This is a genomic window from Streptomyces sp. NPDC008313 (assembly GCF_042956125.1).
Lineage (GTDB): Bacteria > Actinomycetota > Actinomycetes > Streptomycetales > Streptomycetaceae > Streptomyces.
The window spans coordinates 153,164-167,143 of the sequence record NZ_JBIBFR010000014.1; the positions used below are offsets into that span (position 1 = coordinate 153,164).

Annotated in this window: 12 protein-coding genes; 4 read left to right on the forward strand and 8 right to left on the reverse strand. The window is 69.2% G+C overall.

Annotated features, from left to right (window positions below):
• Positions 1 to 61 precede the first annotated feature (61 nt).
• Positions 62 to 487: a hypothetical protein gene (locus ACFY93_RS20485; RefSeq protein WP_391360840.1), complete on the forward strand. Its 426-nt coding sequence runs from the start codon at positions 62 to 64 to the stop codon at positions 485 to 487.
• On the opposite strand, the gene ACFY93_RS20490 is transcribed toward ACFY93_RS20485, so the two are convergent.
• Together ACFY93_RS20490 and ACFY93_RS20495 are read right to left on the reverse strand one after the other, a co-directional pair.
• A complete protein-coding gene (locus ACFY93_RS20490; protein WP_391360843.1) occupies positions 474 to 1,505 on the reverse strand; it encodes a substrate-binding domain-containing protein in 1,032 nt (343 codons plus the stop codon). The two genes, ACFY93_RS20485 and ACFY93_RS20490, sit on opposite strands and share 14 nt — an antisense overlap.
• Positions 1,502 to 4,018, reverse strand: a complete 2,517-nt coding sequence (locus tag ACFY93_RS20495; RefSeq protein ID WP_391360846.1) for a glycoside hydrolase family 2 protein — start codon at positions 4,016 to 4,018, stop codon at positions 1,502 to 1,504. Before ACFY93_RS20495 ends, ACFY93_RS20490 begins: the two co-directional genes overlap by 4 nt.
• A gap of 370 nt (positions 4,019 to 4,388) precedes the next feature.
• Here ACFY93_RS20495 and ACFY93_RS20500 point away from each other — a divergent pair, with 370 nt between their 5' ends.
• Together ACFY93_RS20500 and ACFY93_RS20505 are read left to right on the forward strand one after the other, a co-directional pair.
• The gene (locus tag ACFY93_RS20500; RefSeq protein WP_391360848.1) at positions 4,389 to 5,369 is read left to right on the forward strand and encodes an ABC transporter permease subunit; all 981 of its coding nucleotides are present in this window, start codon (positions 4,389 to 4,391) and stop codon (positions 5,367 to 5,369) included.
• Entirely contained in the window at positions 5,366 to 6,316 is a 951-nt protein-coding gene (locus ACFY93_RS20505; protein ID WP_391360850.1) for an ABC transporter permease subunit, read from the forward strand. The genes ACFY93_RS20500 and ACFY93_RS20505 overlap by 4 nt, the downstream gene beginning before the upstream one ends.
• 202 nt (positions 6,317 to 6,518) lie before the next feature.
• Here ACFY93_RS20505 and ACFY93_RS20510 read toward each other — a convergent pair whose 3' ends face one another.
• Both ACFY93_RS20510 and ACFY93_RS20515 read right to left on the reverse strand, forming a co-directional pair.
• On the reverse strand, positions 6,519 to 6,710 hold the full coding sequence (locus ACFY93_RS20510) for a DUF397 domain-containing protein (protein WP_391360853.1): 192 nt from the start codon (positions 6,708 to 6,710) through the stop codon (positions 6,519 to 6,521).
• On the reverse strand, positions 6,707 to 7,597 hold the full coding sequence (locus tag ACFY93_RS20515; RefSeq protein ID WP_391360856.1) for a Scr1 family TA system antitoxin-like transcriptional regulator: 891 nt from the start codon (positions 7,595 to 7,597) through the stop codon (positions 6,707 to 6,709). Before ACFY93_RS20515 ends, ACFY93_RS20510 begins: the two co-directional genes overlap by 4 nt.
• Before the next feature lie 162 nt (positions 7,598 to 7,759).
• On the opposite strand from ACFY93_RS20515, the gene ACFY93_RS20520 reads away from it, so the two are divergent.
• A complete protein-coding gene (locus ACFY93_RS20520; protein WP_391360859.1) occupies positions 7,760 to 8,218 on the forward strand; it encodes an ATP-binding protein in 459 nt (152 codons plus the stop codon).
• A gap of 97 nt (positions 8,219 to 8,315) precedes the next feature.
• Here ACFY93_RS20520 and ACFY93_RS20525 read toward each other — a convergent pair whose 3' ends face one another.
• The 4 genes from ACFY93_RS20525 to ACFY93_RS20540 all read right to left on the reverse strand — a co-directional run bounded on the left by ACFY93_RS20525 (position 8,316) and on the right by ACFY93_RS20540 (position 13,774).
• Positions 8,316 to 9,785, reverse strand: a complete 1,470-nt coding sequence (locus ACFY93_RS20525) for a DUF6177 family protein (RefSeq protein WP_391360862.1) — start codon at positions 9,783 to 9,785, stop codon at positions 8,316 to 8,318.
• A gap of 125 nt (positions 9,786 to 9,910) precedes the next feature.
• Positions 9,911 to 10,771: an Imm49 family immunity protein gene (locus ACFY93_RS20530; RefSeq protein ID WP_391360865.1), complete on the reverse strand. Its 861-nt coding sequence runs from the start codon at positions 10,769 to 10,771 to the stop codon at positions 9,911 to 9,913.
• 10 nt (positions 10,772 to 10,781) lie between these two features.
• Positions 10,782 to 13,385: a hypothetical protein gene (locus ACFY93_RS20535; RefSeq protein ID WP_391360868.1), complete on the reverse strand. Its 2,604-nt coding sequence runs from the start codon at positions 13,383 to 13,385 to the stop codon at positions 10,782 to 10,784.
• Positions 13,382 to 13,774, reverse strand: a complete 393-nt coding sequence (locus tag ACFY93_RS20540) for a DUF6507 family protein (RefSeq protein ID WP_391360871.1) — start codon at positions 13,772 to 13,774, stop codon at positions 13,382 to 13,384. The genes ACFY93_RS20535 and ACFY93_RS20540 overlap by 4 nt, the downstream gene beginning before the upstream one ends.
• Positions 13,775 to 13,980: the final 206 nt, after the last annotated feature.

Sequence of the window (13,980 nt, forward strand, 5' to 3'; positions counted from 1 at the left end):
CACCCGGGCGAACCGTTCGGGACGGACGACTGGGCGCGACAGCGCGGACGGGAAAGACCCGATGGGTGGCAACGCATGGACCGACACCGGCCCCTACCAGCCCGACCTGGCGGCCGCCTTCCGGCGGGCCCAGGAGGAGGAGCTGGCGAAGGACGACCACGGCTTCCCCGGCCGGACCATGGAGGAGCTGTGGCGCGATCCGGAGTGGCACGAGTACGTCTTCACGGGCGGTACGGGGACGGTGCTGGACTTCCCCGCCATGATCGAGGCCACGGAGACCGACGACGGCCCGTATCTGCGGCCCCTGACCGATGGTGAGATACGGACCTGGGCTCCCCACGGCCGTCCCACCATGGCCGAGTGGGACGACGCCCTCGACTCGGAGCGCCTCGGCTTCCCGGACCGCGCCCAGGGCAACTGCACGGTCCTGTACGACGCCGACGGCCGGCCGACGCGGATCGGCTACTGGGGCGTCACCGCCGACTAGGCGAGGCGGTCGACGCCCGCGGTACCAGCGACGGGGTCGCGACCGGCCGCGACGGGACGTCCTCGCCGGACAGCACCTCGAACAGCACGCGGGCGACCTGCGCCCCGAAGCCGTGGACGTCGTGGCTCATCGCCGACAGCGTCGGATGCGTCAGGCGGCACAGCTGGGAGTCGTCCCACGCGAGCAGCGACAGGTCGTCGGGCACGGAGACGCCCATCTCGGCGGCGACACCGAGCCCGGCGACCGCCATGATGTCGTTGTCGTAGAGGATCGCCGTGGGCCGCTCGGCGGACACCAGCAGCGAGCGCGTGGCCCGGGCGCCGTCCTCACCCGAGAAACCCGTCTCCACGTGCGGACCGCGTTCGAGGCCGAGTTCGCTCATGGTCCGCTCGAACGCGGTCGTCCGGATCGCGCTGTGCCCCAGTCCGCGGGGACCGCCCACATGCGCGATGCGGCGGTGGCCCAGTACGGCCAGGTAGCGCACCGCCTCGGCGACGGCGGCGGCGTCGTCGGTCCACACCGAGGGGAAATCCCCGGTGAGGGAGGGGTGCCCGACCGCCACGGCCGGGAGGCCGATCTGCCGCAGCGGGGCGATCCGCGGATCGTCCTGGTGGAAGTCGACCAGGATCGAGCCCCCGACCTGCCGCTCGCGCCACCAGCGTTCCTGGAGCCGGATCTCCTCGTCCAGGGAACCGACCAGACGCAGCAGCAACGAGCAGTCACGCTCGGCCAGCACGCTCTCGATGCCGGAGATGAACTCCATGTAGAACGGCTCGAGGCCCAGCAGCCTGGCCGGCCGGCAGATGGCCAGTCCGACGGTGTCGACGGACTGGCGCGAGAGGCTGCGGGCCGAGGAGTTCGGCGCCCAGCCCAGCTTCTTGGCCGCCGCGAAGATCCGCTCCCGGGTGGCGTCGGAGACTCCCGGTTTGTGGTTGAACGCCAGCGACACGGCGCCCTTGGACACGCCTGCGGCCGCGGCGACGTCCTTGATGGTGACGCGTACGGGAGGTGCGCTCACGCCGGTTCCACGCAGAACAGTGCCGCTCGCACGGCGTTGGCACCGGTCTCGGCAGCCCCGGTGACCCGCAGGCGCACCTGCTCGCCGGGGAGCAGCGTACGCAGCCCGGTGTCGCACGCCGCGTCCGGTCCGAGCCGGTCGGCCTGCAGCAGAAGGTCACGTACGAGGGTGTGCGCGGTCACCACGACCTCGACATTACCCGCCCTGGCCCCCACCGGGGACTCCACGACCACGTCGTACCGCGGAGCCGGGTAGGCGAACTCCTTGTCCACGACCGGGAAGTGCACGCTGCGCAGCTCCGCGCTGTCGGCGACGAGGAATTCCCCGGCCGACCGCGCGGCCGGAGCCAGGTCCTTCGGCACGGTCCGCCGGTGCACCGAGCGGGCGGCGACGGTGACATCGAGGACCTGGTCCGCCGCCTCGGCGCCGTCCGCCCGCATCCGGCGCAGCCGCACGTGTGCCTCCCACGGCTCGGCGGACTGGTTGACGACGGCGAGCACCGGCCCGTCGTCGCCCGGCTGGAGTGTGAGGAGGCGGTCCGCGTAGACCCGGCGCAGCTCGTGGTGGAGCGGCTTGAGCCGGCCGTCGCCGTCGATGGCCGCCCAGGAGCTGACCGGCCAGCAGTCGTTGATCTGCCAGACGATGGTTCCGGCGCAGACCGGCCAGTGCGAGCGCCAGTGCTCGATCCCGGTGGCGACCGCCCGGGCCTGCACGACCTGGGTGAGGTAGTGCCAGCGGTCGAAGTCGCCGTCGGGCAGCTCGAAGTGGCGCTCCACGCCCCGGTTCAGCTTGCCGTTGCCGTCCTCCGCCTTCTGGTGGTGCGCCATGCCGGGGGAGTCGGGGGCCAGCTGTTCGCCGGGCAGCGCGCGCCGCAGCGTCGCCATCGCGGGCGGCGCCTGCCAGCCGAACTCCGACACGAAGCGGGGCACCGAGTCCCGGTACTCGGCGTAGTCGCGTCGGTTCCAGACCTCCCACGAGTGGTGGGTGCCGTGCGCCGGGTCGTTGGGGTGGTGGTTCCAGGAGCCCGACCAGGGGCTGCCGGCGGTATACGCGCGGACCGGGTCGCATGCGGCGACGACCCGCGGCAGCAGGTCCAGGTAGTAACCGCCTCCCCACGAGTCGCCGTTCAGCTCCGGCTCCCATCCCCAGTCGCGGAAACCCCACAGGTTCTCGTTGTTTCCGTTCCACAGCACGAGGCTGGGATGCGGCATGAGCCGGACAACGTTGTCGCGCGCCTCGGCCTCGACCTCCCCCCGCAGCGGCTGCTCCTCGGGGTACGCGGCGCAGGCGAAGAGGAAGTCCTGCCAGACCATGAGCCCCAGCTCGTCGCAGGCGTCGTAGAAGGCGTCGTCCTCGTAGATGCCGCCACCCCAGACGCGCACCAGGTCCACTCCGGCGTCGGCCGTCTGACGCAGCCGGGTGCGGTACCGCTCGGGCGTGACGCGCGAGGGGAGGACGTCGTCGGGGATCCAGTTCACCCCGCGGACGAAGGTCCGTACGCCGTTGACGACCAGGGTGAAGCCGGTGCCGTGCTCGTCCGCGGAGCGGTCCAGCTCCACGGTCCTGAAGCCGATCCTCCGGTGCCAGGAGTCCAGCGGCCGCTGCTCGGGGCCGTCCTCGACGAGCGTCAGCTCCAGGTCGTACAGGGGCTGCTCGCCGTAGCCGCGCGGCCACCACAGGGAGACGTCGGGCACCTCCAGTGTCAGCACGGCGGCCGTGCCCTCGACCGTGCCGCGCGCCTCGAAGCCGCCTTCGACGGCGGCGTGTACGGCGAGCGGGCGGGCCGCCCCCTGCGCGGTCCGCTCGACCTCCACCCGTACCTCGACGCGGCCCGTGCCGGCCTCGACCGTCACCAGCGGGCGTACCTCGGCCAGCCGGGCCGTCGACCAGCGTTCCAGTCGGACCGGGCGCCACATGCCGGCGGTCACCAGCGTCGGACCCCAGTCCCAGCCGAAGGCGCACGCCATCTTGCGGATGTACTGGAACGGCTCGGGATAGACGTTGGGACGCTCTCCCGTCAGCGCCCGCACCGACGCGGCCTCGTCGTAGGCGGAGGCGAAGTCCACCTCCAGGAGCCCGTGCCTGCCGGTGACGTCGAAGCGGTAGCGCCGGTGCATGTTCCGGGTGCGCCCCAGCTCGTGCCCGTCCAGCGTGAGGGTCGCGGCGGTGTCCAGCCCGTCGAAGACCAGGTCGGTCCGCTCGTGCCCTCGCCGGGTGGTGCCGGTGCCGGTGCCGGTGTCCGTGCCGGTTCGGGTGGCGGCGTCCGTACCCATGCCGGTGCCCGTGCCCGTCCCGGTGGCGGCGTCCGTGTCCGTCTCCCGCAGGTCCCGGACATACGTCCAGGCCCGCTGCCCGACCCAGGCCACGTCCGCCTCGTTGGTGCCGAGGAAGGGGTCGGGGATCAGACCGGCCGTGAGCAGATCGGTGTGGACGCAGCCGGGAACCCGGGCGGGCAGCAGCTCCTCGCTGTGGCGCAGGCTCCAGCCCTCGGCGAGCTGGACGGCTTCCTTCATGTGCGGCTCCTTCGGCGGGACGGACCTGGATCATGGGTGACCGGCTTAACCTAACTCCTGCGAATGAACCGGTCTAGTACCGCCGGGACCATCAGTCGGGCCTACGAGAGCGCGGTGCACCCCGCGCACACGCGGGCGCGGTCTTCGCTCTCCGTAACGATTAAGTATCGCGGAGGCGGAGGCAGCTTTACCGGTTCACGGACGACTGACATAGTCGCCGTCATCCATCGGAGCCCGAGCTGCGACCCCCGGAAGGAGCTGGCTGCGTGGGAAGGGAAAGAACACGGCGTGACAACGATGTCAAAGTGAAGGGGGGCGGAGCCCCGGCGCCCTGAACCCATTGGAGACGACGAAAGGCCCTGGCTCCGCAATGACCCGAACCGCTTCCACCGCGTCACCGCCCCCCGTGGCCACCGAGCCGGCCCGGATCGACAAGCGAGGCTTCCGGCGCCGTCGCCGCCCACCGGCCGGCAGCCCGCGTAGCGGCCGCCTCCTGCGCGGGATCACCCCGTGGCTGTTCCTGCTCGTCCCGCTCGTCCTGCTCGTCACGTTCACCTACGTGCCGGTGGGCAACATGATCTATTACAGCTTCACCGACTGGGACGGCGTCAGCCCCGACCGCGACTACGTCGGGACGGACAACTACACCGAGATCTTCACCCGCCCCGAACTGTTCCGTGTGTTCGCGGTGAGCCTCTACTACCTGGCGGCCTCCGCGGTACAGATCGTCATCGCCCTGTACTTCGCCACCGTCCTGAGCTTCGACCTGCGCTTCAGGAACCTGTTCAAGGGCATCCTGTTCTTCCCGTACCTGATCAACGGCGTCGCGATCGGCTTCGTCTTCCTGTACTTCTTCCAGGACGGCGGCACCCTCGACTCGGTCCTGTCCTGGTTCGGCGTCGGCACCGATCACGCCTGGCTGGGGACTCCCGAGTCGGCCAACACGTCCATGGCGGGCGTCTCCGTGTGGCGCTTCACCGGCCTGAACTTCGTGCTCTTCCTCGGCGCCGTCCAGTCGATCCCCGGAGAGCTGTACGAGGCCGCCCAACTGGACGGCGCGAGCCGGTGGCAGCAGTTCCGGCACATCATCGCGCCGAGCATCCGGCCGGTGCTGAGCCTGAGCGTCATCCTGGCGATCTCCGGCTCCCTGTCCGTGTTCGAGATCCCGTACATCATGACCGGCGGCGCGACCGAGACCTCGACGTTCGTCATCCAGACGGTGAAGTTCGCCTTCCAGTTCAACAAGACCGGCCTGGCCTCCGCCTGCGCCGTGGTGCTGCTGGCCATCATCCTGGTGATCACCTGGATCCAGCGCCGCCTCGTGCCCGACGAGAAGGTGGACCTCGTATGAGCCTCACCGCCCGCACCACCACCGCCCGCACTCAGGAACGGCCGCGCCGGCGCTTCCGCCCGGGCACTCAGGAACGGCCGCGCCGGCGCCTCCGCCCCGGCATCCAGGAACGGCCGCGAAGGCGCTTCCACCTCGCCACGCCCCTGACGTACCTGTCGCTGATCGTCGCCTCGCTCGTGGTGCTGCTGCCGCTCGCCGTGGTCTTCCTGACCTCGCTGAAGTCCTACGACGAGATCTCCGACGGCCAGGGCGCCCTGGCCCTGCCGGACGACTGGCTGAACTTCTCCAACTACGTCACGGCCTTCGACGACGGCCACATGCTGACCGCGTTCGGCAACACGGCCTTCATCCTCGTCTTCTCCATCACCGGCACCGTGATCATCGGCTCGATGACCGCGTACGCCATCGACCGCTTCGACTTCCGCCTCAAGAAGCTCGTGATGGCTCTGTTCCTGATCGCCACGCTCGTCCCGGCCGTGACCACCCAGGTCGCCACCTTCCAGGTCGTCAACAGCTTCGGCCTGTTCAACACCCGCTGGGCGCCGATCCTGCTGTACATGGGCACGGACATCGTGTCGATCTACATCTTCCTGCAGTTCATCCGGGGCATCCCGAAGTCCCTCGACGAGGCCGCGCGGCTCGACGGCGCCAACTCCTTCACGATCTACCGGAAGATCATTTTCCCGCTGCTGAAGCCGGCGATCGCGACCGTGGTCATCATCAAGGGCATCACCACGTACAACGACTTCTACATCCCGTTCCTCTACATGCCCTCCGAGGACCTGGGGACCATGTCGACGGCCCTGTTCCGCTTCAAGGGCCCCTTCGGAGCGCACTGGGAGAACATCTCCGCCGGAGCCGTCCTCGTCATCATCCCGACCCTGGTGATCTTCCTGTTCCTCCAGCGCTACATCTACAACGGCTTCTCTCAGGGGGCGACGAAGTAGCGGAACGGGGGTAGGGGGCCGGAGCGCGGGGGGTACGGGCTCGGAGCGGGGGAGGCGGGGGCGGTGAACGACGGCGCCCCGCACCGGAGGCTTCCGGCCGGGGCGGGGTCGTTCGGCAGGGGAGGCTGCCATGGAATGGTGCTGTGGACGTCGCCGTGGGACGTCGCCGTGGGACCGTCGCCTGGGGCGACCGCCGTACGGGTCAGAGCTGGGCGGCGTAGCCGACGAAGTCGCTCCAAGCGGTGGGGGAGAGGGCGAGTTCGGGGCTGGTCCGGTCCTTGGAGTCCCGGACGTGGATCGCCGCCGTACCCCTCGCCACCTCGACGCAGTCATCACCCTGCGAGCCGCTGAAACTACTCTTGAACCAGGCCAGTTCGGACGTGTTCGTGCTCATAGCGCTCCTCGCAATCGCTTCAACAAGCCCAAGGAGTCCTCGGGGGTCAGGGCCTGTGAACGCAGTTTCGCATAGCGTTGCTGGAGCAGGCTGATCTCTTTCGCGTGCGCGATCAACCGTCCGTTCTGCTGCCCTTCGGAGTAGGCGAACCACTGATTGTCCGGAGTCTCCGCCAGACGCATGGGTCCATCCGCCCCCGCATGTGACGGCTGCCGAGTGGGCATCACCTGAAACTCCACATTCCAGTTGCGCTCGATCAACTCCAGGAGCCGGTCGAACTGTTCCCGCGTGACGTCCTCGCCGCCGGTCCACCGCTCCAGCACGGACTGTTCGATGATGAAACTGAACGCTGTGGGAGGCTCCCGAGTCACGGCCAGCAGTCCCTGGCGAGCCATCCGCGCGGCGATCCGCTGCTCCAGTTCCTCGGGTCCGGGCAGTGGGGGCACGGCGAGGGACACGGCTCGCGCGTACGTCTCGGTCTGCAGCAGACCCGGCACGACCCGGCATTCGTACGTGTAAAGACTGATCGCCGCCGCCTCCAGCCGGGCCCACTGCCGGAACCAGCTGGCCAGCCCTTCCTGCCGGGACAGGTGGGGCGCGGCCTTCCGTAGTGCGCCCGTGTTGCCGAGGGCGTGCTCGGCGCGTTCGACGAACTCGCGGTCGGGCATGCGCCGGCCCTGTTCGACGGAGGCGACCGTGTGCTTCGAGAAGCGGACGAGGGTGGCGAACTCCTCGCGGCTCAGGCCCGCGTGCTCCCGTAGGGCCTGGACGAACGCGCCGAAGGTGCGCAGACTGTCCGAGACGCCGGGCTCGGCACCGGTCGCGGCTCCCGTTCCTCCCGCCGCCGCCTCGGCCGTCGTCCCGCCGTCCGTGTTCTCGTAGGCCACTGTCGGCCACCTCCCGCGCACCCGCCACGCCGTACTGCTTCTGACACGGCCCCATCGTTACGCGGAGTGACAGGTACTGTCTACCGAACGTGCGCGTACGCTGACCCTGCGTACGCGGCCCGATGCTGGCGAACCCCACGGAACACCAGCCACATTGGGCACATGACCCGACCGCCACTCCCCACGACCGGCCAAGTACCGGTGACCGTACGTGTGTTCAACCAGCGGTTCAGCTCCACCCCGCGAGGCGCCCGGCTCGCCCGACGGCTCACGCTGCACCAACTCGACGCCTGGGGCGTGCCGCACGGCAGCGCGACGTCGGAGACCGCGGCCCTGCTCGTAGCGGAACTGTCCGCCAACGCGGTCACGCACGGCCGTGTCCCCGGCAGGGACTTCGAGGTCACCGTCAGGCTGCTGGACCGGACGCTGCGGATCGAGGTCTCCGACGCCCGGGGCGAATGCGGTCCTCCGACCCCTGGCTCGGCCCACCCCGCGCCGGACCCGCTCGCGGAGACAGGCAGGGGCATGCTCCTGGTGGAGACACTGGCGGACCGATGGGAACACCTGGACCGCACCTCCGTGGGCAAGACGATCGCAGCCGAACTGGACCTGCCGGACTAGGGCTGCCCAAGGCGAAGCCTTCGCTGTCGAGGACGACGGTGCCATCGGGGGCTGCGGGGGAGCGGGTCACGCGACGCTCGCTCCGCGGTGTGCCTGTTCACGTCGTGCCTGGCTGAGTTGACTGCGCAGGGACCGGATCGCTTCGTCCCTGTCTGGTGGTCGTCTTCTTGAGGTGGGCGGTGAGCTGCCGCAACTGGGCCCACGCGTCGGCGCAGGTGCCGTCGCCCAAGGGGTAGTGCAGGGCCGGGCGGGCGGCGGTGCCGAGTCGCTCGGGCTCCACGGCGATCGGAGGGCGGCCGGCGTGTGCGAGTCCGACGGCGTCGGTGTCCCGCGGGCCGAGCGTGAAGGAGACGGGGACGGGCGGGCCCTCAAGGTGCGGGGGCTGTGTGAGGTCGGCTCGGGCTGCGCGGAGCGTGGTGAGCATCGTCGCCAGGTTGTGCTTGTCGACCAGGGCTGCCGCGAGGGAGCTGATGGCCTCCAGAGGTACGTCTTCGCCGCGGCCGTAGCCCAGAGTGAACGTGACGTCCTCCGCGACGCCGACCGTGGTGCGGGTCGTACGGAGGGTGGCGATGGCTGGGCGGTCGGGGTGGCCGACCGCGAGGAAATGGGTGGGGGAGGGCGCACGGTGGCGAGCCAGTCCGGTCAACTGACGTGGTGACCAGGGCAGGTTGATCGGCTCGGCGGTCCCCCAGCCAGAGGGCGCCGAGTCGGTCAGGTGCTGCCAGGCTGCCGCCAGTCCCCGGCCCAGGCAGAGGTCCGGGGCGGGAGCGTGTACGGAACGGAAGGAGACGGTCAGTTGCCGTTCCTGGGTGGGCTCGGTGTGGGCGGTGAAGGCGCCGGCGAGCGTGGTGCCCGTCTGGGCGAAGGTTCCGCCTCGCCAGGCCAGGGGGACACCGGACAGTCCGTCGTAGTAGCCGCCTGCGGGGTCCTGGATCACCCAGCGGTTGGGTACGCCGGACAGCGCGGTGCGCAGGGGCAGGGTCAGGCGCACGTGGGGTGGTGTGACCAGGTGCAGGGCGCGATTCGCGTCGGCTGCGGCGCGTAGTACGTCGGAGAGCCAGGCTGTGAAGCTCAGGAGAGGGCGGTCGGCGAGGACGACCGCGGTGGAGTCGGTCAGCACGTCGACCGCGGGGACGGCAGGGGCCGGTGCCGCATCGACCGTCTCCCCTTCGGTGGCGGGGACTTCCTCAGCGTTGATCACCCGGGTGGTGGCGCTGCCGGTCGGCCAGACGGTACCGCCGAGCAAGGTGGTGAGGCGTCCGCAGACGGAACCCGCGAGGGCTTCGGCCCCGGGGACGGCGGTGGACGCACGGGCCTCGGTCCACCAGAACGGCAGCGCTGGTGGGGTGACTTCGGGGCCGAGGAGCCGCTCCGCTTCGCCTGGAGTATGGACAAGGAGAGGCGTTTCGACGGAGACCAGAGGGCGCCCCGCCCGTGTGCGCAGCTGGAGGACCGCGCCGTCGTCGGCAGCTGTCAACGAGAGCTCGGGGCCGCCCGCGTACAGGCCGGCGAGCAGTGCCCAGGTGTCGGGCATCTTGGGAGTGAGAGCGATGACGTCCCGGGTCATGCGGAGGGCTCCGTGATGGCTGGGGCTGATGAGGTCTCTCAGCGCGGTGGTGGGAGACCATGACGTCGCGTGGGATGGCGGGCCTTGCCGGGTTGGGTCGACGAGGCGCACGCGGCGCACGCGGCTCAGACCTCGAACTCCCCGACCCAGGTGCGCTCCACCAGATGCTTGGGCAGGTAGTCGGACTCCACCTCGACGGGGATGCCACCGTCGTAGGCCAGGCACGTGATGGCCAGCGGACCGAGAGCGAGAAGTCCCTCGACGCTCTCCTCGCGGTCCTCGGTCTCGGTCCAGTACGTCTTGTGGTGCTCCAGGGCCTCGACGAGCGCCTCGTTGAAACCGGCCTCGTTCTTGCGAACGAACTTGTGGAACAAGTTGATCGGCTGGTAAAGGATCTTGTTCAACAGGTCTCGATCGGCGATCCGCGCGATATCGGGATGTGACTGCTGAATCGCGGCGGTAAAGGCTTCCACCATGTTGGGGCGTTTCAGCCAGTACGCTTGCAAGGTGTCGATCCAGTGGTAGATGTATTCGTCGTACTCGTGCCCCGACTCACGCAGCAGGCTCTGCGGGACTGCGCACAGATCGGTCATACGGCGCTGATCGCGACAGACGATGGCGAACCAGAATGCGTTCAACCAGTTCCCGGCGTCTGCATACGGCTGGGAGCCCGTGGCGGGGATGAAGCGAACTTCACGGTCGATGCGGCACGGAACCGTCCCCTGGTCGACGCCGGCCGTGGCAAAGATCGCCGAACCGACCTGCATCGCGTTGACGGTGGCTTCCCACGTTTCGAGCGCGATGGCCTTGGGGTCGATGGCGCAGCGGGCCTGTACGGTCATCACCGTCTTGTCGAAGGTGATGTCGAACATGCGGGGTGACCGCTCGAGACGGCCGATCGACCGTGCCGTACCGTCGGCCAGTCGCTTGGCGTAGCCCTCGTCGTCAGGTCCGGCCACGCCGTGCCGCGCAATGTGAATTCTCACCGATTCTCCGTCACCCGATGTCGAACTTGTCCATGGTGTAGCCAGTGTAGTGGCCTGTGTTTACGTTACCCTTGACAGCGATGTAGTCCAACTTTCCATCCGCGAGCGCCTCTTCGAGTTGTTCGGCCAGCTCCTGCTCGCGTGGATTCTTCTTTCCCCGCTCATACATTTCCCGAAGAATGTCGTTGAAATACTCGCGAGTGCCCTGAGACACGCGTATCCCGCTGGGCAGGTTCCGCGCACCCAACCGGGTGTTGACGCTGCTCTTCGCCTCGACGACAACCACCCTGCCATCCGGATGGCGCCACACCTGGTCGAACTGGTCGTTGCCGTTCCTCGGCCCGTCCAGTTCCATCCGTTCGTAACCGGGGTAGTGCTCGGGGACCGCATGGTGCTCGGCGATGGCTTCGCCGTAGGCCTCGGCGGATTCCCCCATGTGCCGGTGCAGCGGCTTGTGTGCCTTGTCGGCCGCCGCGACGGCGTCCAGGTTGGCCTGGGAGTGGTGCTGCGCCAGGGCCTCCTTCGCGGCCGTGAGGCGATTCTCGGCCGTCTTGTCCGCGGCGATGGCCTCGTGACGGGTGTGTGAGGAGTCGTCGAGCGTGTCGATGGCGTGGGCCTGGGCGGTGCCGCGCGTCCCCTTGATGCCACGGGCGAGGTAATCCGGCGGGATCGGGTCCGCGGCATCGGAGACAGAGATCCAGGGGCCGTTCGGTTCAGACCTGACCAGCTGCGGCGGAATCAGCCCTGTTTCGTCGGGGACGACGAACTTGCGGTTGCCGTTCTTCTTGTATACGTCCTTGAAGTACTGCTTGTCGCTGTTGGCGCGCTCCACCTGCTGACGCGCGATCTCCTGGCGTTCGGCCTGCGTGTAGTGACGCGCGGCGTCAGCTCTGGCGTCGTCCTGGTCGAGACCGGAGTCTCCGTCCCGGCTCTCCTCGCGGGGTCTCGGCAGGTCGTCCCCATGGGACCCGGTGCCGTTGCGGCCGGAGCCGACGGCACCCTCCCGGGCACGGCCAAGGTCGTCCAGGGACGTGCCACCCACAGTGTGTCCTGCGCCGGATGGGGCATGAGCCGTTCCTCCGGTAGGCGCCGTCTCCGGTCCCGTTGGCCCGAGGTCGCGTGCGCCACCGCCCGTCGCGTGGGCGCCGGTACGCCCAGTGCCACCGGCCGTGTTGCTCCCGGCGTGCGCGCCGACCGGTTCCGGCCTGCGTGCCGTTTGACTGGGCGCTGTCGTGTCGGCGTGGACCGGAGGCCGTTCCTTGACCGCGTCATCGACGTGCTGGTGGATGGTGCCGTCCGCGTTGAGCAGGTGCCCGGTCTCCGTGTCGAGGTAGACGGTCCGGCCGAACTCGTCGGTGCCCGGGATGGCGCGCTCGGGGATGGCCGCGGGCCGTTCCGGCAAGCCGGCTGTGGCCTCGTGCGGGGTGAACGAGCCGCCGTCCGTGAGGTGCAGGGGTGTCGGGCTGCCGGAGAGGTTCTTGAGCGCGGTGAACGCGTCACCGACCTTCACCACGGCGAAGCTGCCCGCCTTGCCGATGTACGTCATGGGGTCGACGAGGCGCCCGGCCTTGCCCAGGGCCGACAGGGCGCGGGCCCCGGCCCCGCTTCTTGCCCCGGCTCCCGTGCCCGCACCGGCGGCGAGGGTAAGTGCGTTGAATCCGAGCGTTCCGGCGGCCCGTGCGGGATTTTCCTTCCAGTCGTCGTAGGCGACGAAACCCTTGAATAAGTTCCTGGCGGCTTCCTTCTGCCGCTTCTCGCCCGCGCTCTCCTCATCAGGACCGATGGTGTGGTCCATGACCCAGTCGTACGGCGTCATCGTGTACTGGCCGATGCCGCCCACCGCATCGCCCAGTCCTTTCCACGCCGCGCCGGCCTGGTCCCAGCCGCGTAAGCCGGTCAATGTGGCCAGGCCGTCGAGCGTTCCGTTCAGGCCGTTGATGACGAAGCCGTCCCACACCAGACTTTTACTCTGGTGCCACAGCCACTCCACGCCCTCGTATTCGCGCTCGACGGGCGAGCCCCATGGAGTCTTCTCCGCGTGCTCCCATGCCTCGGCGTCGTAGCCGTTGAACTGAGCGTTCTTGGGGATCAGCGCTGTGTCCCCGGTCGGCGTGAGCATGTACTCGGGGCCGCCGACCAGACGGCTGATCTTGGTCGCGCAGTCGTTCTGCGCGGTCGCGAAGTCCTCCAAGGCATCAGCCAGGTCGTGACGCAGCCCTCTGTTCTTCGAGACCTTGTCGGCGTCCTTGTGCCAGTCGTCGTCCCCCTCCACGCTCGCGGCGAACGTGGTGGCCTGGGCGCGGATGTGCTCGATCCGAACGACGATCGGACGCACCGCCGCGGCGTACTCCTCCAACGCCGAGGCGACGGTGAACAGTTCAGCCTTGAGTGTGTCGGCCTCCTCAGGGATCGTATGCGTCGAGGCGAACAGCTTCTCCGCCTCAGGAGCCTGGTAAAAGGCAGACAGGCCCTGGAAGGTGGAGTGAACCCCGTGGCTGTGCTCGGCCAGGTTCTCGGCCGCCGTGTGCACTCCGGCGGCGCTCTTCTCGACATCGTCCAGATTTCCGGTGAAATGGGGTATGCCCGCCGGATCGATCGCCCCGCCGGTGGTCACTTGGCCGCCTGTGCCTTCATCGCCTTCAGGAACGCCTCGACGTCCGGCTCCTTCGAAGCTTCCTTCTGGGCGTTGGCGGCCATCTCGAGGCTGCCGTTCTGGTACGCCTGAGTGGCGGTCGAGGCGCCCTGGGTCGAGCTCCAGGTGCGCGCCGCCAGATAGAGGAGGGAGTCCTTGCGCGCCTTGAAGTACTCGCCCAACGCCGCCGCGACCGCCCCCAGCCCGGGAACGTACGGTCCGTAGCCCTGCGCCATCGAGCCCGCGGACATCGCCGCCCCCTGGATGTGCTCGCCGAGCGCCTCGCCGGCCTTCGCCAGTCCCTCGGCCTCATCCCCGGTGTGGCGCAACACGCCGTACACCCCGCCCGGTTCAATGTCCCACTTCCTCATACTGCTTGCCCGCCCCCGTCCCCGTAAGAGCTCTCGTCGCGTCGCCGCGTGAAGGTACTCCGCGATCGGCCGATGGTCTGGATCAGCGTGCCCGGGTCGTCGATCGAACCGATCCCTTGACGAGATCCGCCAAGGTCGACGACCTCATGCCGAACCTCATGCACCCACCCCACCCCCGCACCCGCGTCGCATAGCGTGACCGCGCA

Bases quoted from the DNA above. Each gene is read 5' to 3' on its own strand.
- ACFY93_RS20540 (WP_391360871.1), bottom strand. From the start codon at position 13,774: ATGAGGAAGTGGGACATTGAACCGGGCGGGGTGTACGGCGTGTTGCGC.
- ACFY93_RS20510 (WP_391360853.1), bottom strand. From the start codon at position 6,710: ATGAGCACGAACACGTCCGAACTGGCCTGGTTCAAGAGTAGTTTCAGC.
- ACFY93_RS20495 (WP_391360846.1), bottom strand. From the start codon at position 4,018: ATGAAGGAAGCCGTCCAGCTCGCCGAGGGCTGGAGCCTGCGCCACAGC.
- ACFY93_RS20525 (WP_391360862.1), bottom strand. From the start codon at position 9,785: ATGACCCGGGACGTCATCGCTCTCACTCCCAAGATGCCCGACACCTGG.
- ACFY93_RS20505 (WP_391360850.1), top strand. From the start codon at position 5,366: ATGAGCCTCACCGCCCGCACCACCACCGCCCGCACTCAGGAACGGCCG.
- ACFY93_RS20520 (WP_391360859.1), top strand. From the start codon at position 7,760: ATGACCCGACCGCCACTCCCCACGACCGGCCAAGTACCGGTGACCGTA.
- ACFY93_RS20485 (WP_391360840.1), top strand. From the start codon at position 62: ATGGGTGGCAACGCATGGACCGACACCGGCCCCTACCAGCCCGACCTG.
- ACFY93_RS20500 (WP_391360848.1), top strand. From the start codon at position 4,389: ATGACCCGAACCGCTTCCACCGCGTCACCGCCCCCCGTGGCCACCGAG.